This is a genomic window from Methanoculleus sp., assembly GCF_020696975.1.
GTDB lineage: Archaea > Halobacteriota > Methanomicrobia > Methanomicrobiales > Methanoculleaceae > Methanoculleus.
On the sequence record NZ_JAJGBK010000004.1, the window covers coordinates 34,607 to 53,584 of the forward strand.

Consider the following 18,978-nt stretch of genomic DNA (forward strand, 5'->3'; position numbering starts at 1 on the left):
CCGGGAGTATCAGGGAAACGGCAGTTCATACCCTTCCTCTTTCCGCGCGACAAGGGCGGCAATGGCGAGGTCCTGTATGGCAAGCCCGGTGGAGTCGAATATCGTGATAGCGTCGGGACTCGATCGGCCTTTCTTCCCGATGACGACCTCGCCGAGGGTTCCTGCAATCCGGCCGGAGTCGTAGAGGCCGGTGCTGATCGGGACGTTCACTTCACCCGAGTGGATCGCCTGGCCGGGATCGTCGACGAAGACCTCTGCCATCAGCAGGAGGGCGGGGTCCAGTTCCTGTTTGCCAGGCGCATCCGCGCCGATCGCGTTGATGTGCGTCCCTTCGTGGATCCAGTCCGCCATCACGAGCGGTTTCGTCGACGGCGTCGTCGTGAGGAGGACGTCACAGTCAGAGGCGCGCTCGATCGAGACAGCCTGAGCGTCATACTCCGCGTAACGGGCTGCAAACGCCTCTGCACTCTTCTCAGTCCGGCTCCAGGCCAGGATCTTCTCGATCGTGAGCGTTGCAGCCGTCGCCTCGACGAGCGCCTCGGCCTGCCGTCCGGTTCCGATGACGCCGAGGGTGACGGACCGCCGGGGTGAAAGGTGCCTCGCGGCGATGGCTCCCGCCGCACCGGTACGCATTGCCGTAAGTTCGGTGGCGTTGACGATCGCCTCCGGCGTGCCGGTCTCCACATCGATGATCACCGTGAGGGCCATGACGGTGGGAAGACCCCGTGCCCGGTTATCAGGGTGGACATTGACGATCTTCACCCCGGCAATCTCAAGCGCCGGGAGGTAGGCAGGCATCGTCCGGAAATCCCCAGTCTGGACAAACGTCACATAGACCTTCGGCGGCATCTGGACGTTCCCTCTCCCGTGCTCAGCAAAGGCCGCCTCGATTGCCTGGTTTACCGTGGCATACGGCGGATATCCCGAGTGGACCGGATAATACTTCATCCGGCGACCGCCCCCCGGCAGGGCAACCTCTCGGTCCGTCGCGGAAGGGCTATGGCCGGCCGGAGTTCCGGTGTGGCAGTGAGATGCATGGAACCCATTCCATGCTTCAGAGAGATTAACCTGTGGGTGCAAAAGAGAAAGGGAGCTGCCCCATACTCACCGATCAGGCCGGCCCGTCCTGCATGCCCCGTATCGAGAGCCGGATCAGACCGAGGTTGGCGTCGGGCTTTGCGAGTATGCAGAGAAAGAGATCCCCGTAAGGTGCGATGATGAACTTCCCTGCCGGTGTCTCAAGGATCACCTGGGAGAGACGCCCCATCTCCATATCGGCCGTGATCCGGGTGCCGGCCCGGAGCAGGTCCTCGGCGACCGCGGCCACCTGCTCGAAGTCCGCTGAGCCGAGCGACTGAAGGGCAAACCCTTCGTGAAAGACCGAGACGGCAATGACGCCCGGCTGCCGGGCAACCTGCTCAAGACTCTCCGTGCTCATCGGCCCGGCCGGGGCAGCAGGCGTTGCACCGTCTCCGTTGACCAGATACCCTCTCCTCCGGGAGACCTCCCGGGCAGCCTCGGTCTCTCCGGCGGTGTACGCAACGAGTTCGTAATCGAGGGACGGCCGGCCAAGCAGGTACCTGTGGGCTTCATCTCCACCAAGCAGCAGATTGCCGTCGATGCTCTCGAACGCGGCCGCATACGGGCTCCCGCTCTGGACCAGGAGAAAACCGGTCCCCCCGGGGCCGTCGATACGCACTGCTCCCGTGAACCGGGGACTGATGGAGGCAAGGGCTGCGAGAGGCCCCTGCATCCGCCCGAGTGAGACGCCGTCGGGTAGCATCGTCTCACAGAGCAGCGGTTATCCGGTCCCGGTTCTTCTTCAGTTCGTATCGAATCCGCCCGACGTTGACGTTTGCGTCCGCCACGATGGCGATCAACTCGTCCTCGGAGAGCGGGGAGAGCAGGATGGGCCCATTCTCCAGTTCGACGAGCATCTGATACATCTCTCCCTTCCCGAGCTCGTTGCTCATGGCTTCAGACGTACCCATGCCGGTCGATGCCATGGCGCCCAGAGCCTCGACATCCACGTCCCCCGCAACGACGCTCTCGATCACAAAGCCGTCCCGTCCCGCCACGACCGCGGCGGTAACCCCGTCAAGTTTCAGAAACTCACCAAGGATCTGTTTAAGCATCCATATCACCTCACGCTCTTCTGAAGTTCGATCCGGAGGGGCATCCGCCCGATTGCATGGGTTGCGCACGATATGCAGGGGTCATACGCCCTGATGATCATCTCGATGCGGTTTGCCGCCCCGTCAGTCAACGCTCCGTTCTCCACCACCCGGCGCGCCATATCCTCCACGCCGCGGTCGATCGCGTAATTGTTCTGGCATGTCGCCACAATGAGATTGCACCGCTCGATGATGCCGGCCTCATTGACGGTATAATCGTGGATCAGGGTCCCCCGAGGAGCCTCGATGATCCCGACACCCCGCCGGTTCACGACCTTTCCAGCCGGAGTCCGGAGGTCTGTAGCGGTGATGCCGGGGTCCGAGAGAAGTTCCACTGCCCGCTCGCACGAGGCAACGAACTCGATGTAGCGTGCCAGGTGGTAGGCGAGCGCAGCCTGGGCGACGGTGCCGAACCGCTCTCGGTACTCTGCGAGGGCGGCGTCCGCGTCTTCCGTACCCATCCTCTCGACGATGTTGAGCCGGGCGAGCGGTCCGACCCGGTAGTAGTCTCCGCCTTTGAACCGGGCGAACTTCAGGTAGGACCAGTCCTCCGAGTATTCTTCGATGAAGTTCGTGTATTCCTGACTCGAGAACGAGCCGATCCGGCCCCCATCGGCCCTGAGCATCGCAACGGGACCCCCGTAGGTCGAATAGAGCCCGTGGTTGGTCATGCCCATAAACCCGGTCTTTACAGCCCCGACCTCCGTATCGACGCCGTCAAGGAGGTTACGGGCGATATCCCACCCTTCACGGGCGATCCCGAGCGCTTCCCCGGCCATAGCGGCCAGCTCCGATCTCTGACCCTCCTTGAGCGGCGCCGACATCCCCCCGGGGAGCGCATTTGCCGGGTGGATGGGTTTGCCGCCGACCGCTTCCGTCAGGCGCTGGCCGAACTTCCGGACCGCGATCGCCTTCTTTGCGATCTCAGGCGACTGGCGGGCAAGCCCGATGACGTTCCGCGTCTCCGCCGGTGCGTCATGGCCCAGGATGAAGTCCGGGGCCGCAAGCATGAAGAAGTGGAGGGCGTGGGAGTGGACGAACTGGCCGATGTTGAGGAGTTCCCGGAGTTTCCTCCCGGTCGCGGGCGGTTCAACGCCGAAGATCTGGTCGGTCGCCTTCGCCGCCGCCAGGTGATGCGCCGAAGGGCATATACCGCAGATGCGGGGTGTGATCCGGGGCGCTTCCTCGATCGCAGCGCCGACGAGGAACTTCTCAAACCCCCTGAGCTCAGCGACCTGGAAGTGGGCCGAGTCGACCCCTCCCTGTTCGTTGAGGTAGACCTTCACACCGGCATGCCCCTCAATCCGGGTCACCGGACTGATCGTGATCTCCTTCATCCGCTCCTCTCCTTAACAAGGTCCCGGATCTTTGAGTTCTCCTTGTCTTCCATGATCAGGCTCCCGATGGTGAAGGCGTACATCGTGTGGGCGACGTCGTAGAGCTCCTTCTCCACTTCTTTTGCGGGTTTATCGGTGAGATCCGAGATCCGCCGCACCATCATGCCGTGGATGTCGCGGCAGGGTTCTCGGAGGATATCGAGCGACGGGCCGTTGCACCCGTGGCACGGTATGTTGTTCTTCGGGCAGGCCGCGGCGCACCTGCCGAAGGTGACGCTTCCAAGACAGAGGTAACCCTGCCCAAGCAGACAATGCTCACGGTCGGGAACACCCTCATGCCGCCGGATAAGCGTCCAGTTCTCGACCGGCCCCATGGTTCGGTCGCACTCGGAACAGACGGATTTGCGCGAGAGTTCAAGGGTTTTACCTGCGACCATCGCCGGGATGATCTCCTTTAAGAACGCCTCTTTGGGCGGGCAACCCGTGATGTAGTAATCGACCTTCACAAGGTCGCCCACCGCAAACGCCCGGTAAAGGAACGGCGGCACGTCCGTCGGGATAACCCCGTCGGGTTTCGCCGTCTCCACCTCGCGGTAGACGCAGGAGAAGATGTCTTCGTTAGAACTCAGCATCGAGAGACCCGATATCCCCCCGTAGCAGGCGCAGGTTCCGAGCGCCACCAGCGTCTTTGACCGCTTCCGGATCTTCTCAAGGCGTTCGCGGTTCTCGACGTTGCGGACCGCCCCGGTGACGAACGCAATATCGATACCTTCAGGGGGCTCCTTTACATCCATGATCACCGGCGAGTAGACGATATCCGCCTCCGCGACGACATCAAGGAGCATCTCGTGGAGGTCGAGCACCGCGATCGTACACCCGGAGCATCCGGCCAGTTCCTCAATAGCGATCTTCATCATTCCGCCTCATTTCAGAACCAGTTTCTTCAAGCAGGCATTCGGGCCGGTGTGGACGATCTCCAGTTTGGCTTTCCTGCCGGTGATCTCCTCGATTGCGCCGACGACGTAGCCAAAGAGCGTCTGGCAGAGCGGGCCGCCCTGGTCGAGGCCGTTGCGCCGGAGCGTCTGACGAACGATGCAGTCGTGGAAGACGAGGTAGATGAAGGTCTCGCCGTTCTCCTCAATGATGAACGTCTCCTTATCCTCGGGCTTCCAGACCTCAAAGGAATACTGGCCGCGCAGCAGGTCGGAGAGCTCATGGAGGGCCCCCTCCACATCTTCACGTTTCTGGAAGTACTGGGCGACCTCGTGGCCGAACTTCTTACCGGCCCGATAGGTGACTGCGTTTGCGCCCCTGCCTGCGATCTCCTCAAGCGACCGGATAACGAGACCATTGAGTTTCATCACTCCATGGAGCGTCTGTTCCATCTCTTTGGGCCGCGGCGAACACTCAAGCGGAATCTCCTCGGCACGATAGACGAGATCAGAGTGAAAGGCCTCGTGCAGTTCGTCAATGTAACCTGCGCTCATCAGATCACCTTTCGGAGCATCTCACAGACCTTGATGTCGATGTAGTGTCTCCGGGCCGGGTAGATGCCGCGATGCTCGAGCGCCTGGGCCGGACAGATCTCGTGACAGGACAGGCACCCCATACAGTTATTCGGCCTGACCGGAACACTCACATTATCCTGGAGTTCGTACACGTGCATCGGGCAGTCTTTGACGCAGAGACCGCACCCGACGCACGCATCCTTATCCACACGTATATCCATTATGAGCCTCTGAATGTGATTATCACCTCCTGATATTAAAATATAGTTATATATATCTTAATCGACGCAAGAGGAATTATTATAGAGCAGAATTGGAGATATTGCGCATTTTCTTCACGTTTGTAGGCTATCCGGGAAAGAGTGTACCCCAATCGCACTGATACGTTCGATCCCTCGCCGGATGAGCCCTGGTCCGCCGGCATGTCACGCACCCGGCGCAATCAAAAAAAGACGGTTGCCGATGATCCTCGAACTTCAGGCTTTTGCCCGAAAGAGGACACGGGCCAGCCGATCGACGAACCCTTCCCGTGGCACGGGCGTCTGCTCTTCGATATACTCGATGCCGACTATATCGGCAGATATACGCTTAAAGGCCCGGGAAGCGTCGGACGACGGATACTTCGCCACGATCGGCGACCTGCCGGCAGACGCACGCCGAACGTTGGCATCTTCGGGTATGACCCCGAGGACCCGGACCCCGAGGAGCTTCTCCATCTGTGCGCGGTTAAACTCGTCCCCGCTACCGGCAACCCGGTTGATGATCGCCCCTTCGATGTGTCCGCCGACAGTCTCGGTCAGGATCTTCGTCTTTAAGGCGTCGACGATCGAGGAGATCTCGGGGTTTATGACAAGGATCACTCCATCGGCGATGGTCAGCGGGATGACGCCGTCCCTGCTGATCCCTGCAGGAGCATCCAGGATCAGGATATCGAACTCACTCACAAGGTCGGTCATGACGTCTTTTAACCGGTCCGGGTTCGATTGCTGGAAACCCTGCAGCGAGAGCCCGCACGGGACCACCTTCACGCCGAACGGTCCGTCGTAGATGGCATCCCTGACACGTGCTTTGCCTGCCAGCACCTCATGCAGGGTCACCGGCAGATCCTCAAGCCCGAGAATGAGGCCAAGGTTCGCCATCCCGACATCGGCATCCAGGATGCATGTCCTCTTCCCGTACCGGGCCAGCATCGGCCCCAGGTTGGCCGTGACCGTCGTCTTGCCGGTACCGCCTTTACCGGACGCAATTGTGTACACTTTTACCATGAAATCACTCGTTATTTAATTCACTCCAGGCTCACCGGCCTTATACCCAGTACTGCAGGGCATTCCGGGTATCCTGTTCCAGTGCGCTCATCAGTTCGGCGGAAAGATGCTCCGATGGGCGGACGATACCGACCACCGTCTCCCCGCGATAGGGTATGCCAAGGAGTTCTGCCCCGGTCTCGTCCTGCAGTCTGCCCTGGGTGTAGAGATAACTGTATCGGGCTGCCTCGTCCTCGCTGCCGGGCTTTGTCGAGCCGATCAGGAGACCGTCCGCGGTTGCCAGCGTGAAGGATGCAAGACCATACTTCTTCCCGATTGCCCCGATATACTCTTCCAGGCTTCCTATATCCCCGGGATCGATCTCACCGCGAGGTTTCGCGGGCTCGACGGGTGCCGGTTCTTCGTGAACCCCGGCAGCCCCGGAGACCTCACCGCGCAGCTGCCCGGTGAGTGCCGTGGAGATCCTCGAGAGGAAGTATAGGGTGCCGGCGAAACCGGCCACGACCGTTACTGTGATGATACCAAGGAAGACCTGGATAATGCCTGCTGAATCCATTCAACTACCCGCTCCTGCCAATTAAGTGTCTCCATCCTGGATGAGATGATCGAGATGAATTCGGCGGAGCATATCCTTGCAGTTTACCCTGAAACTGCTCACGAGTTGCTCAACATCCATCTCCTCCATATTCCGCATGAGGGTGTCAATCTCGCCATTCCCGGAGGGAGGCGCTGCAGCTGTCTCCTGTATGGGTTTCACCCCCGGCATAGGGATCCGGTGCTTCTCTGCGGGCGGTTTTTGAGGATGCTTCTGCGGGGGAGCCTCACCGGCCCTCTTCTTCCCGGCAGGCGGTTCCTTACCTTCCCGACCAGCCTTCGCTGGCGATAGCCTTTCCGGCCCTTTGGCATCGGGATCCGTGGTCGCAAACGGCCGGTTGAACTCCAGAGAGAGCCGGATCTGCTCAAATGTCAGGAGGTTTAACTCTGCGGCCGCTTCGCTCGTTTCGCCCTTCAACACCGCATCCAGTGCGCGCCTACCTTTTATGCCCCCATATTCGGCAAGCACCACCAGACCTTCATTCAGCACCAGGACGGCGCTCTCACTGCCAAGGACGATCGTGCAGATCCCGGTAAACCGTGTAGAGCCCATCTCTTCTATCAGGGCACAGGGTGCCGTGGACTTGAGAAGACGATGGAACTGACCTCGTGGCAGCTGCATACAAACAACTCAGCGCAGAGGTATGAAATAAACCTTGCTATTTATAACTTTTGAAATGATCCTGGTACCCACACACCCTGGTGCCTCATCTCCATATTTCTAACGGCATCGGCGGGCTTACAGGCCAATCTCCAGCAGGATCTTCCGGATCTCCTGCCCGGCAACCCGGATCCCTTCCTCGACCGTCGGGTCTATCTCCCGGCTGAATGCCCGGATCTCGCCCACCTCAATCCCGATGACCACAACGTCTGCGGCATACCCGAGCTCACGGGCTAACGCTACCGCCTCCCCGATCCCGATGTCGTGGAGCGCACATGCCGGGAGGCCCGAAGACGGGGGTGCCTCAAAGACACGGACGTCGCCGATATGCTCGCCGATGCCCATCATCGCATCGACGATCACGACCTTCTCGTAGCCTTCCATCAGGGGGATCAGGCCCAACCCCCCGGTGCCGCCGTCGATGCAATCGACCCCGGCGTACCTCCCTTTGAAGAGCCGCATCACCAGGATCCCTGCTCCATCGTTTCCCATGAGGGGATTTCCGCACCCGATGATACCAATCCGGTTCTTCTGCATGGTCTTCTTCCCTACCGATTATATCCAGCAAAGTACAAAATGATACTGAACATCCTTCGACCGCGAACTGTTAGTCCCGGGACCAGGACGTGAGGCGTATGATCCATATCGTACCAAAACCAACGGATACGCCGGACGACAACTCGACCGGCGCTGTTATACGAGAGCTGGAGAGAGCCGGTGCCCGATATTGTATCCTTGATCTCGGCGCAATCGACCCCCTCGACTCCGGGCTTGAGAACGAACTCATATGGGTCTGCGGAATCCGGCAGGACGGCCACCAGTTTGAGACCCTGAACGTGCTCTCGCTCAACAACCAGGTGATCAACACACCCGAGAGCATCGTTACCTGCGCATCGAAAGTGATGACATCCGCACTCCTTCTGCAGAATGGAGTGCGGACGCCGGAAACGGCCTACGTCCGAACAGAGGGACAGGCGCGGGACTTTCTCCTGCGGCACGGGAAGGTCGTCTATAAGCCGCTCTACGGGTATGACGGGAACGGTATCCGGCTCGTGACGAAACCGGGCGAACTCGGGCCGGGACCCTGGTACCTGCAGGAGTATGTCGAGAACGACCGGGATTTCCGCATCTTTGTCCTCGGTGGAGAGGCCGTCGGGGCGATAACCCGGGTATCCGATAGCCTGATGCATAACATCCACCAGGGTGGGATCGGTATGCCGGTCCCGATCGACGAGGAGATGCGCGCGATTGCCGAGGTCTCAGCCTCGGCGATCGGGATCGACTACTGCGGTGTCGATCTTCTCCGTGACAGAGAGGGCTACACGGTTCTTGAGGTGAACGGGACGCCGAACTGGCACTGCATGGCGGCGCCCATCCCGGCCCTGCTTGCCACCTACCTTATCGAGCGCGAGCGCGGGATGCGGGCCTGAGGAGAGCGCCGGGGGAGAGGGGGATCCCCCGGCGGCGGCTGTATCCATTCGGGGCGATACGCAGTTATCGGGCAGACTTATTGGAGATACTCAATCTCCTTTAAGGTCTTCTCTGCAAGTTCCTTCATCCGGGCAGAGATCCGTCCCGACGATGAGAACTCCACGTCTTTCATGGCGTTCGCCAGTTCCGTTCCGAGCACGAATATTGCGTATTTATGTTCCATTTTGCTTTTATGCACCTGAGAAGGCTCGATCTTCAGGGCATAATACTGCGAAAATTTTAACTCCGGATTACTCATCTCAAAAAAGTCTTTAATCTCCGTAAGGATCCCATGTAAGGCTATTAATTCTTCCTTGTGCATATTCTCTCCCAGAGATAAAAATAGTAAATATAAACATATATAAATTTGCACCCCCGATAACAATCATCCTATCTTTATAAGCCGGATGGAGAGGGGGCGCTTGATGATTCCCTTGAAGTCACGGGCCGCCACAAATTCGAGATTTCTTCCCCCGATCTGGTCGAGGAGTTTCTGGTCAACGATGCGGTCGACGATAAGCCCTTCAACGTCGTCGTTCAGGGTCTGGAGCGCACCCTCAAGTTCGGCTGCTTTGGACTCCCTGATGACGGTGAAATCCGGAGAGAGGAACCGCGCGATCTTTTTGTCCCGGACGTCGGCCATGTGCTCGCCGAGCGTCGAGGGGACCTTCTGGCCTCCCTCTTTCACGCTTTTCTGCTGTTCGGGGAGTTTGTCCACTTCCGTCTCAGGCACAGGGGCAGGGGCACGCGCCTCGGCCGTTCCTTCACCGGAGATGTGCTCAATGACTACCTCCACGGGCACTTTGTTCCGGAGTGCTTTGACGATCTCCTTGCGGCTCATCTCCTCAACGCTCTTTCCTCGCGGGCTGTATGCCACGAAGTCGATCTCGGCGACCTGGAGGAGCTCGCGGAGGATCAACTCCCCGCCCCGATCACCGTCGAGCAGGGTCGTCGCGGTCTTCTGCGAGCAGAGGTCGATGATGACACGCGGGATGTTGGTCCCCTCGACCGCAACGGCGTTCTTGATCCCGTAGCGGAGCAGGTTGATGACGTCGGCCCGCCCTTCGACGAGGATGATGGCATCGGAGGCCATGACGTTCGGGCCCGCATGCACCCTCTCCTCACCGAGATACTCGAGTTTCTCGATTCTAATGACTTCCCGGACCTCGTCCAGCAGGTCGTCGCTGTTGATCGTGCCTTCGTCGAAGTCTTCAAGGAGGAGCTCTTTCGCGCGCTCGACGATCTTGCGTCGCTTGGTCACCCGGATGTCCTCGATCCGGTCGACCTTCACGTGTGCCGTGCATGGCCCGACCCGGTCGATCATCTCAAGCGACGAGGCGAGAAGTGCGGTCTCCGCCCGGTCGAGCGAGGATGAGATGAGTATTTCGCCTTTCGTCTCGCCTCTCTTCGTCGTGATCTGGACGTCGATCCGGCCGACGCGGCCGGTCCTCTGTAAGTCGCGCAGATCGAGGTCTTCGCCGAGCAAACCTTCAGTCTGGCCGAAGATGGCACCGACCACGTCAGGTTTATCGACCACCCCCTCGATCTGCAGAGTAAGATGGATAAGGTACTTTGTGGTTTCTGATGAATACATGGAAATGTTGCCCCCTTTAGTGTAAGTTTGATCGCCGTACGCCGTGCAGGAATCAATGCGCGGGCATAGGGGTCAATTATATATCTAGGGTGCAATTACTTAAACCAGATGGCACCGCGAACATAAGGTATTTCAGGGCAAAAATCCAAAATCAAAGTTCAACACGCCCCGATTTTGATTTTCTTTCGGTTATATATTGCCCGGAATGATAATCATCCCGCTATTGCTCGATTCCCGTCCCCACCGGGTCAGGCACCGGAAGCGGAGAGGATTGCAAGGATTTCGGAACGCGATGTGCCGGCGATGGCCACGATCTTCGACGAAGAAGTGTGCCCGGCGATGATGCTTACATCGGCGCGGGGTATGCCGAACGTCTCTGCGACGAGGTCGATGATGGCGCGGTTCGCCTTCCCGCCGACAGCAGGTGCGGTCACCTGGCAGCGAACGCTCTTCCTCCACTCGTTATAACCTGCTGGAAATGACTGCCTTTTTGCCCCAGCCGTAACGTCGAGTGCTATGGTCACACCATGCGCGGTCTCGACAACAGCATCGGCATATGGTTCCATGAGAATAGCCCTTCTGATATAGGAATGTCGCCCGGCACTAACGATCCTGGATCACAGGCGGCTTCTGCCGGTCCTCACCCGATCGTACCCATATGCCAGGCGTGCCTGTCGCGCACCTGGGTTGTCCCATGGATCATATCAGGCATCTCGCCAGGCGATCACCCGGGGACCTATAAGATGCGCTATATCGGCCTTATATTATTTATTGTCCTGGGATAAAAATCCTTGCCCGGGGTACCATGCCGGGCATGCCTCCCCGTACTCTCCACAGGTGTAGGCGCGCTCACCGTGGACGATCACCACCTCCGGGAAGACCGCGTCGAACCCCTCAAACGGCGACCAGCCGCACTTTGCGTGGAGGGATGAAGGGTCGATCCGGGTGACTTCGTCCGGGTAGAGGGCGAAATCTGCCCGGTCGCCCGGCTCAAACCCTGCGCGCAGTATGCCGAGGATGGCGGCGGGCCGCCATGCCGTCTTCTCGATCACCGACGAGAGGGTGATCTGTCCCCGACGGTGCGCCGCCATCAGGAGCGGCACCATCGTCTCGACCCCGGGGATGCCGGAGGGAGCGGCATCAAACGGCAGTGCCTTCTCAGGAACCGTGTGCGGGGCGTGGTCCGAGGCGATGACGTCAATCCTATCCCAGCAGGACCAGAGACCGCGCCGGGTCTCTTCGTCACGAAGGGGCGGGTTCACCCGGGCGCGGGTGTCGTCCGGATCAAACATCTCGTGAGAGAGAAAGAGATGGTGGGGCGTCGCCTCCACCGTTCCGCGGGCGGCCCTGACCGAGGCGGCGGTGCTCAGGTGGCAGAAGTGGAGCCTCATTTCGGCCGGGGCAAGGGCCAGGACCGCCTGCACGGCGCGTGCCTCCCCCGCACCAGAGCGGGCGCGGTCGTGGTCGGCGAGCGTTGCCGGCACCGGGCCGGAGACCTCCTCGGCGTGGACCGTGGCAAGCCCCCCGAGGGCGTGGATGCGGTAAAACAGCTCCCGGAGGACCTCCGGGTCGAGTCCCTCGCCGTAACTTGACGGTGCGGCAAAGGTCTCCCCGAACGCCATCGCACCGGCATCCCGCATCCCGGCAAGATCGGCGTCCACGGTGACCCCCGCATTCACCGCAAACCCGCATACAGCCCCTTCTCCCGCCTCGCGGATACGTGCCCGGAGGAGTTCGGGAGTGGTGATGGGCGGGACGGTGTTCGGCTGGTCGACGACGACCGTCACCCCGCCGGCGACCGCACTCATCGTGCCCGTCCGCCAGTCTTCCTTCTCTGCCTGCACCCCACCCCGCATGTGGACGTGCATATCAACCGCTCCGGGAAGACAGGTATACCCGGTGCAGTCGATCGTCTCGCCGGCACGCACCGGTGCGCCGACGTGCCGGACGATTCCATCGGCGACGACGATGTCGGCCCGCCGGCCCGTCGGGAGCGTTACGTTCCGAAGCACCAGATCGGCGTTCACCTGCAGCATGCCTCCAGGTCGTCCCGGGTCGCGGAGTGCACTTCGACCATGTAGGCCGGGTGGTACCGCGTCTTTGATTCGCGGAGCCCGGCGACGCCCATGTCGCACTCCCGGTTGACGTAGCGGTAGCGGTCCCGGAGCCCCGCCGCCGTCTCGGTCGTGATCACCTTGTAGATGTTGCGGTAGGTCTCGGGAAGCGCTTTTTCAAAGTGGACGACCGCCATCGATGCATTGACCGGTCCGACAACCGATATCGCCCCGATGGTGCCGCCAATCCTGACGATCCACCCCTCAAGCCCGATGGCAAAGAAGTTATTCACGGCAAAGAGGATGGCCTCCTTTTCCGCGGCAAGGATGGGTTCTGAGTCGCAGTCCCGCCACTCGCACCAGACAACCAGGAACTCCCACACCTCGTTGATGTTCTCTTTTGTGATCGCCTCGACCGTGTACGCGTACTCTCGCCCGAATCGGTTGACCTGGCGCCGGATGGTGGCGTAACCTTTGCCGGCAAGTTCAGCGAGGTCTTCGGTATGGTAGATGTAATCGAAGAAGTCACGGTTCTCATGCAGCGGAAGGTTCGGGTAGAGTTCCTGGAGCCACGCTTTGTTTACCGGGTCGAGGACCCGCAACGGTATCTCACCCCCCTCCCTGAGCGCGAGGTCGATGACGTCTTCAAGCAGGTCCGGGTTTCTCGGGCCGATTGGCATGCGAAACGCCGTTACGCCGTCAATGGTGCTTGAGAGGACGATTGCGCCTTCCGCTTCCGTGAAACGGTAGTCTGCGTAGTGGTTCCAGCAGACCATATTTGCAAACGTGTTATCGCTATGCACCTGGGGAAACTGCCGGTAATGCTCAGAGAAGAGGTCGCGATCATCCAGGCTCACGGGTTTGAAGTCGGCAAATCTCAGCATGGCTCACCAATCTTCCGGGTACCACCGCATGGGCACATGCTCCTCCATTCTCCGGAACCCGAGCGCGGTATAGAACGTTTCGGTCCCGGGTTCGGCGATAAGGGCGACCCAGGTGACACCCGCAGTTTTACAGTAATCAAGCAGCGTTGATAAGATCATCGTTCCAACACCCCGGCCCCGATATCCGGGAAGGACGACCAGGTCCTGGATGTAACCGTCCGAGACCCCATCCGAGATCACCCTGCCCATGCCGACGGCTCTTTCGGCCGCAGGGTCGACGGCGACGGCGAACGCAAAACTCCCTGCGATGAGGGCGCCGAGGCCTGCAGGGTCCCATTCCTCGTTCCACCAGCCGCCCGCCCGGTAGAGGTCGGCGATCGTCTCAACGTCCCAGACGTTCACCAGGCGCACCTCGATGCCTGCTTCTTCCATCATTCACGCCTCTCCATAAGACTGCATAACAACGATGTATAAACCAGCAGGATCGAGGGGAGATGTAAAAAGGTATGGTCGTCTCCTAACAGACGCGCGGGACCGGGTCGCCGACCGGCGGTTCGATGAATCTTTCTCCGCCGATCGCGGTCCGCATGACCACGTGGGAGCCTTCGACGACTTCGCCGACGATTGCGGCGTCACGTCCGTAGGGATGCTTTCGGAGCGTCGCGAGAACAGTTTCGGCGTCGTCGGGCGCGACTCCCATGACGACTTTACCCTCGTTCGCCACCTCAAGGGGGTCGATCCCGAGCATCCCGGCGGCGCTCCGGACGCTCGTCCGGAAGGGAAGGTCTTCCTCCTCGATGACGACCCCGACACCGCTCTTTCTCGCCATCTCGTTGATGGCGTTCGCAAACCCGCCTCGTGTCGGGTCTTTCATGGCGTGGATATCCCCGGCTGCGAGCGCCTGCTCGACGAGCGGCCAGAGGGGGGCAACGTCGGAATGGATCTGGCCGCCGAAGTCGAACCCTTCGCGGTGGGCCATGATGGCGATGCCGTGGTCGCCGATGGTGCCGCTGACCAGGATCTTGTCGCCGACCGAGAGGCCGTTGTCCCGCACCACCCGCCCGGCGACGCCGATGCCGGCGGTGTTGATGATGATGGTGTCGAGCGCGCTCCGCTCAAGCACCTTGGTATCACCCGTGACGAGGTTTGCCCCGCACTCGTCGAGAGCGGCATCCATCGATGCGACGATCCGTTCGAGGTCGGCGACGTCGAAGCCTTCGGGGATGACCATGCCGCACGAGAGGGCGATCGGCCGGCCGCCCATCATCGCAAGGTCGTTGATGGTGCCGCAGACGGCGATACGCCCGATATCCCCGCCGGGGAAGAAGATCGGCGAGACCACATGGTTATCTGTCGTAAAAACGATATTCTGGCCGTTGAGCGGGATGACGGCCCCGTCGTCAAGCGATTCGAGCCCTATTCCGCCGGCGTTGTTGTGCTCGAGGTTGGTGATGACGCGCAGAAGCTCGCCCATCACCTCGCCGCCGGCGCCATGCATGAGGTTGACTTTCATTCTTCTTCGTCCACTTCTATCTCGATATTGGTGACCACAATCTCCATTCCTGCAACGATTTCCGGGAGTTTCCCGCACTGCGGGCAGACAAACCGCTCGCTCCCTTCGTAGCCGCAGGAGCAGCGGGTGCGTGCCTCGACGTCCCGGCACGAGAGTCGGGCGTTCGCGAAGAGCGGGTCGTCCTCGATGATGATATTGAAGAGGAACTCTACCTGCTCGGGATTCGCCATCGCCATCTTGCCGACGTCTACGGAGACGCACTTCACCTCTTTTCCGCTGTTCTCGACCGCGGCCCGGCGGGCGGTCGTGTAGATATCGTAGGCGATGCTGTACTCGTGCATCACTCCTCCATCGCAGCGTAGACCTGCCTGAAGACCTCGCGGGTCTCAAGCCCTTCCTCTCTGCTGAGGCGCTGGATGGCAAACCCGACGTGGACGAGCACGAACTCCCCGACCTTCACGTCGACGAGATCGAGCCTGACCTCCTGCTGCAGGTCGCCGAAGTCGACGACGCCGATGTTGCCCTCTTTTATCTCGAGTACCTCAGCGGGCATTGCAATACACATGACCTCTCTTCCTCTCCTGATCTTTCGTTTGAATGTCAAAAAAGGTTGACCATACTGCACAGGGGAATCCCGGGGGAGCGGCCGTTTTGACCGGTGCGATCCCCGTCCTCTCCGTATTTAGGTACCTAATAGATCGGTCCGGGCGGGTAAAAAGGTATGTCAGGGTCTCCCGTTCCGGCCCCTGGAGGGGCAGAGCGCGGGGTCGGCCGTGGGACGTCTCCGCCTCCAGTGCCGCCGGCCCGCGCCCTTCCGATGTTTGCACCAGGTGTGCCGATGTTAAACAGAGCCGGGTTGCCGGACTAGTGTGCCATGGTGAAACGCGCCGGAAGAATAAGGTACGGTTTGTGTCTGTCGGCATTAGAATCCGGGTTTTCGTCAACTGCAACCATTGGGCACGGATTTCCAGTGGATATCGCCATTGGGGGAACGACTGTCCACAGAACAGGAGTTCGAGAAACCCGAAGGGTTTCGCTGTGGGGCTGACGGGGAGTGCGAGCGAAGCGAGTTTGAGCACCGATAGGTGCGGAGGGGGCATGCCCCCCCTGTCCCCACCCCTCTGTATGGTGATATCCCCACGGTCCACTGTGCGGGGACCGCTTGGAAAAGTCGTATCCAATCCCTCTCAGATCTGTAATGAAGATTCGCAGATACGATTTATGCAAACCGATCGGGCAGAATCCAGCCGCCCTGGGCGTACAGACCCGCCTACCCTTCAACCTAACTGTGCTCGAACTCCGCTCCTCAAAGCCTGATGGCTTCTCAAACTTCGGTCCCGCACCTAATGGTGCTCATGCTCCGCTCCTCAAAGACCTCCGGTCTTCTTGAACTCCTGTCCTACGGACAATCGTTCGTTGGAACATCGCACCTGTCGGCCCGTCGCATTCAGAAACACCGCCTCTACCTCTGCCCGGGGGAGATCCCTGCCCCTGACACGCATCTGCCAGCGATGCGTCCGGACAGAGACCGGGGTGAGCGGCGCAAAGAGTTCCGCCGTCTCGGTCTCGGTGAAGTAGTGGGTGATGATGCCGTCACCCCTTCGAAAGGTCTGCGGCTCCGTCTCTGTCCCCTTCCCGGCGCGCATATCCTCGACGGAGAAGGCCCGGAAGAAGGCCGTACCCCCGTGTCCGAGCACCCGGAAGACCTCGGACGCCACGGCCCTCCGGCCCGAGAGGGGGAGGTGGCCGGCGATGTGGACCAGGAAGACCGCGTCAAACGTCCCCTCACGGAACGGCAGGCACCGCGCGTCGGCAACGGCGAGATGGACCGTTGCGGTCGCGGGATGCCGCCGGGCGAGGGTGAGGGCATGAGGGGAGATGTCGACCGCGGTCACGCGTGCCGACCGTCGGGCAAGGGCTGTGAGGGTCTTGCCGTTCCCGCAGCCGAGTTCCAGGACGGCGGCACCGGGAGGGATCTCCGGAAGCGGCGCCGGCACTCCGCCCCAGAGGTCTCCCCGCCTCCGGTAGTCCTCGTCCCAGGCCGATGAATGGGCAGTCACACCCTCAGAGGTCGGTGCCAGCAGAGGATAAGGGTTGGTGCTGCAGGTCCTTCTGCCGCACGAACCGGAGGGCCGCCGAGTTCATGCAGTAGCGCTGGTAGGTCGGCGGCGGCCCGTCGTCAAAGACATGGCCCAGATGGGCGTCGCATCGCCTGCAGAGCACCTCGGTCCGGCTCATGAAGAACCGGGTATCAAGGTCAGTTCTGATGTTCAAGTCCGAGACGGGCTTCCAGAAACTCGGCCAGCCCGTCCCCGACTCAAACTTCGTCTTCGAGGAGAAGAGGTGGTTGCCGCAGCAGACACAGACATACAGGCCGTCCTCCTTGCAGTCCCAGTATCGCCCGGTGAAAGCCGGTTCCGTACCATCTTTGCGGGCAATAGAGAACTCTTCCGGCGTCAGCTGACGCTGCCACTCATCGTCGGACTTGACGACTCGCTCGACCTCTTCAACCTCTCTTGTTACAGCGTTGCAGACCTTCACGGTCCCAACGGTCTCCGCAACATCTCCGCACATCACGGCTCCTCCGGTTCGGCCACCTTATCCGGAGAGCATGTAAACCTATCCTTCGGGTGGGGTCGGGGAGATGCCCGATAATATCAGGAGATGCCAAGATCCCGACCCGAATACGCTTCCGAATCAGTTATATAGCCTCCGGTCGATGAACCTTCATACAGGAGGTGCCTTTCACGAGGAAGAACTGCATGAGTCTTCTGCTCCTCGCCTGCATCATAGGCGTTATTGCCGTGGCAGGCTGCATGGAGACTTCCGGAGGACTGGAGGTGCCTGCACCGGAAGCGACGCCGACCGCCCATGCCACCTACTCCTCCACCGGACCGCAGCCGTCATTCTCAACCATCGTTACCGCGCCGGAGAAGCATTACCGCACCGACACGTCCTGTTACTGGGTTGTGACGGGGACGGTGACCAACACCGGCACGGTTCCCGGGAGAAACGTTGTCGTCCGGTTCATGCTCATCGATGATGAGACCGGTATGATCCGGTCGACCGAGACCATCCTCATCCCGCGATTCCAGGCGGGCGAGACAAAGATATTCACCGTCGATCCGCTCCCCGGTGACCCGGACCGCCAGTATCGTGCCGAGATCGCCGTCACGCGCGACATCCCATGAGGTTGCGGGTGAGCGGACGAAAACCAGCCAGCAGAACGCTACATACGAGGTAAGAAATGAAGATACTTGCAATTAACGGGAGTCCGCGGGGTCCGCGGAGCCAGACCCTCCGGCTTGTCCAGGCGGTCCTCGACGGGGCCAGGAGCGCCGGGGCCGATGTCGAACTTGTGGATGTCTGCAAACTCCAGATCGAGTACTGCAACGGGTGCCAGGTCTGCTACGAGCGGGGAACATGCGTCAAGGAGGACGATTTCCCCGAGTTATACCAGAAGATGCTTGCAAGCGACGGGATTGTGCTCGGGTCGCCCAACTACATCGACTCTATCACGGCCCAGACAAAGACCCTGCTTGACCGGATGGCGGACGCCATCCACTGCCAGATGTTCATCGGGAAGTACGGGTGCGCCGTCGCCACGGCAGGCGGGTCAAAAGCGGACGAGGTCGTGGCGTACCTCAACGATGTCCTCCAGACCCTGGGTGCAAACACCGTCGGCGGGATCGGCGTGATCCTCGGGCGAGACCCGGAGGCGGTCATCGTACCGGCCGAGGAGAGGGCCCGCGAACTCGGCAAACAACTCGTGAGGGCCATTGCGGAGAAGACAACCTACCCGGAGCAGGAGAGACTCCACGCCGAGAGGCTTGAATACATGCGGGCCCTGGTCCTGGCGAACAAGGACCGCTGGCACCACGAGTACGACTACTGGAAAGCAACCGGGCGGATACCTTAGAGTAT

General features: G+C 60.5%; 25 protein-coding genes. 3 read left to right on the plus strand and 22 right to left on the minus strand.

All coding sequences use genetic code 11. The annotated features are described in order from the left end of the window. Positions 1-9 precede the first annotated feature (9 nt). The 11 genes from QZ650_RS01310 to QZ650_RS01360 all read right to left on the minus strand — a co-directional run bounded on the left by QZ650_RS01310 (position 10) and on the right by QZ650_RS01360 (position 8,076). The gene (locus QZ650_RS01310) at positions 10-948 is read right to left on the minus strand and encodes an NAD(P)-binding domain-containing protein (protein WP_292521182.1); all 939 of its coding nucleotides are present in this window, start codon (positions 946-948) and stop codon (positions 10-12) included. Between the two features lie 163 nt (positions 949-1,111). Beyond that, complete coding sequence (locus QZ650_RS01315; RefSeq protein ID WP_292521180.1) at positions 1,112-1,783, minus strand: roadblock/LC7 domain-containing protein; 672 nt, start codon at positions 1,781-1,783, stop codon at positions 1,112-1,114. A 4-nt stretch (positions 1,784-1,787) separates the two neighbouring features. Further along, entirely contained in the window at positions 1,788-2,135 is a 348-nt protein-coding gene (locus QZ650_RS01320) for a roadblock/LC7 domain-containing protein (protein WP_248533150.1), read from the minus strand. Between the two features lie 5 nt (positions 2,136-2,140). Next, positions 2,141-3,511, minus strand: a complete 1,371-nt coding sequence (locus QZ650_RS01325; RefSeq protein ID WP_292521176.1) for a Ni/Fe hydrogenase subunit alpha — start codon at positions 3,509-3,511, stop codon at positions 2,141-2,143. Beyond that, a complete protein-coding gene (locus tag QZ650_RS01330; protein WP_292521174.1) occupies positions 3,508-4,428 on the minus strand; it encodes a F420-nonreducing hydrogenase in 921 nt (306 codons plus the stop codon). The genes QZ650_RS01325 and QZ650_RS01330 overlap by 4 nt, the downstream gene beginning before the upstream one ends. 6 nt (positions 4,429-4,434) lie before the next feature. Next, positions 4,435-4,998 carry a hydrocarbon binding protein (contains V4R domain) gene (locus QZ650_RS01335; protein WP_292521172.1) on the minus strand — a complete coding sequence of 188 codons (564 nt, stop codon included), beginning with the start codon at positions 4,996-4,998 and terminating at the stop codon, positions 4,435-4,437. Continuing rightward, on the minus strand, positions 4,998-5,240 hold the full coding sequence (locus QZ650_RS01340; RefSeq protein WP_292522443.1) for a 4Fe-4S dicluster domain-containing protein: 243 nt from the start codon (positions 5,238-5,240) through the stop codon (positions 4,998-5,000). Before QZ650_RS01340 ends, QZ650_RS01335 begins: the two co-directional genes overlap by 1 nt. Before the next feature lie 255 nt (positions 5,241-5,495). After that, positions 5,496-6,284 (minus strand): cell division ATPase MinD, encoded by a 789-nt coding sequence (gene minD / locus QZ650_RS01345; protein ID WP_292521168.1) that lies wholly within the window; start codon positions 6,282-6,284, stop codon positions 5,496-5,498. Between the two features lie 40 nt (positions 6,285-6,324). Next, positions 6,325-6,840 (minus strand): hypothetical protein, encoded by a 516-nt coding sequence (locus QZ650_RS01350; protein WP_292521166.1) that lies wholly within the window; start codon positions 6,838-6,840, stop codon positions 6,325-6,327. A 21-nt stretch (positions 6,841-6,861) separates the two neighbouring features. Then, entirely contained in the window at positions 6,862-7,500 is a 639-nt protein-coding gene (locus QZ650_RS01355) for a hypothetical protein (RefSeq protein WP_292521164.1), read from the minus strand. 117 nt (positions 7,501-7,617) lie between these two features. Then, on the minus strand, positions 7,618-8,076 hold the full coding sequence (locus tag QZ650_RS01360; RefSeq protein ID WP_292521162.1) for a hydrogenase maturation protease: 459 nt from the start codon (positions 8,074-8,076) through the stop codon (positions 7,618-7,620). A 98-nt stretch (positions 8,077-8,174) separates the two neighbouring features. On the opposite strand from QZ650_RS01360, the gene QZ650_RS01365 reads away from it, so the two are divergent. Further along, positions 8,175-8,969, plus strand: coding sequence for a RimK family alpha-L-glutamate ligase (locus tag QZ650_RS01365; protein WP_292521160.1), 795 nt, complete (start codon positions 8,175-8,177; stop codon positions 8,967-8,969). Positions 8,970-9,046: 77 nt separating this feature from the next. Here QZ650_RS01365 and QZ650_RS01370 read toward each other — a convergent pair whose 3' ends face one another. The 11 genes from QZ650_RS01370 to msrB all read right to left on the minus strand — a co-directional run bounded on the left by QZ650_RS01370 (position 9,047) and on the right by msrB (position 17,628). Further along, complete coding sequence (locus QZ650_RS01370; protein ID WP_292521158.1) at positions 9,047-9,331, minus strand: UPF0058 family protein; 285 nt, start codon at positions 9,329-9,331, stop codon at positions 9,047-9,049. A 63-nt stretch (positions 9,332-9,394) separates the two neighbouring features. Beyond that, on the minus strand, positions 9,395-10,603 hold the full coding sequence (dnaG, locus tag QZ650_RS01375; protein ID WP_292521156.1) for a DNA primase DnaG: 1,209 nt from the start codon (positions 10,601-10,603) through the stop codon (positions 9,395-9,397). 248 nt (positions 10,604-10,851) lie between these two features. Continuing rightward, on the minus strand, positions 10,852-11,127 hold the full coding sequence (locus QZ650_RS01380; RefSeq protein WP_366829930.1) for a DUF167 domain-containing protein: 276 nt from the start codon (positions 11,125-11,127) through the stop codon (positions 10,852-10,854). Positions 11,128-11,367: 240 nt separating this feature from the next. Then, positions 11,368-12,639: a dihydroorotase family protein gene (gene pyrC, locus QZ650_RS01385; RefSeq protein ID WP_292521152.1), complete on the minus strand. Its 1,272-nt coding sequence runs from the start codon at positions 12,637-12,639 to the stop codon at positions 11,368-11,370. Beyond that, on the minus strand, positions 12,627-13,541 hold the full coding sequence (locus QZ650_RS01390) for a phosphatidylglycerol lysyltransferase domain-containing protein (protein ID WP_292521150.1): 915 nt from the start codon (positions 13,539-13,541) through the stop codon (positions 12,627-12,629). The genes pyrC and QZ650_RS01390 overlap by 13 nt, the downstream gene beginning before the upstream one ends. A 3-nt stretch (positions 13,542-13,544) precedes the next feature. After that, positions 13,545-13,976: a GNAT family N-acetyltransferase gene (locus tag QZ650_RS01395; protein ID WP_292521147.1), complete on the minus strand. Its 432-nt coding sequence runs from the start codon at positions 13,974-13,976 to the stop codon at positions 13,545-13,547. 82 nt (positions 13,977-14,058) lie between these two features. Then, the gene (hypE, locus tag QZ650_RS01400) at positions 14,059-15,054 is read right to left on the minus strand and encodes a hydrogenase expression/formation protein HypE (RefSeq protein ID WP_292521145.1); all 996 of its coding nucleotides are present in this window, start codon (positions 15,052-15,054) and stop codon (positions 14,059-14,061) included. Further along, positions 15,051-15,395: a hydrogenase maturation nickel metallochaperone HypA gene (locus QZ650_RS01405; protein WP_292521143.1), complete on the minus strand. Its 345-nt coding sequence runs from the start codon at positions 15,393-15,395 to the stop codon at positions 15,051-15,053. The genes hypE and QZ650_RS01405 overlap by 4 nt, the downstream gene beginning before the upstream one ends. Next, the gene (gene hypC / locus QZ650_RS01410; RefSeq protein WP_011843868.1) at positions 15,395-15,619 is read right to left on the minus strand and encodes a HypC/HybG/HupF family hydrogenase formation chaperone; all 225 of its coding nucleotides are present in this window, start codon (positions 15,617-15,619) and stop codon (positions 15,395-15,397) included. Before hypC ends, QZ650_RS01405 begins: the two co-directional genes overlap by 1 nt. 802 nt (positions 15,620-16,421) lie before the next feature. Beyond that, on the minus strand, positions 16,422-17,114 hold the full coding sequence (locus QZ650_RS01415; RefSeq protein ID WP_292521138.1) for a class I SAM-dependent methyltransferase: 693 nt from the start codon (positions 17,112-17,114) through the stop codon (positions 16,422-16,424). A gap of 4 nt (positions 17,115-17,118) precedes the next feature. Continuing rightward, on the minus strand, positions 17,119-17,628 hold the full coding sequence (msrB, locus tag QZ650_RS01420) for a peptide-methionine (R)-S-oxide reductase MsrB (RefSeq protein ID WP_292521136.1): 510 nt from the start codon (positions 17,626-17,628) through the stop codon (positions 17,119-17,121). Positions 17,629-17,816: 188 nt separating this feature from the next. On the opposite strand from msrB, the gene QZ650_RS01425 reads away from it, so the two are divergent. Next, positions 17,817-18,245, plus strand: a complete 429-nt coding sequence (locus QZ650_RS01425) for an FxLYD domain-containing protein (protein ID WP_292521134.1) — start codon at positions 17,817-17,819, stop codon at positions 18,243-18,245. A 56-nt stretch (positions 18,246-18,301) separates the two neighbouring features. Further along, complete coding sequence (locus QZ650_RS01430; RefSeq protein ID WP_292521132.1) at positions 18,302-18,973, plus strand: flavodoxin family protein; 672 nt, start codon at positions 18,302-18,304, stop codon at positions 18,971-18,973. The last annotated feature ends 5 nt before the right edge of the window (positions 18,974-18,978 follow it).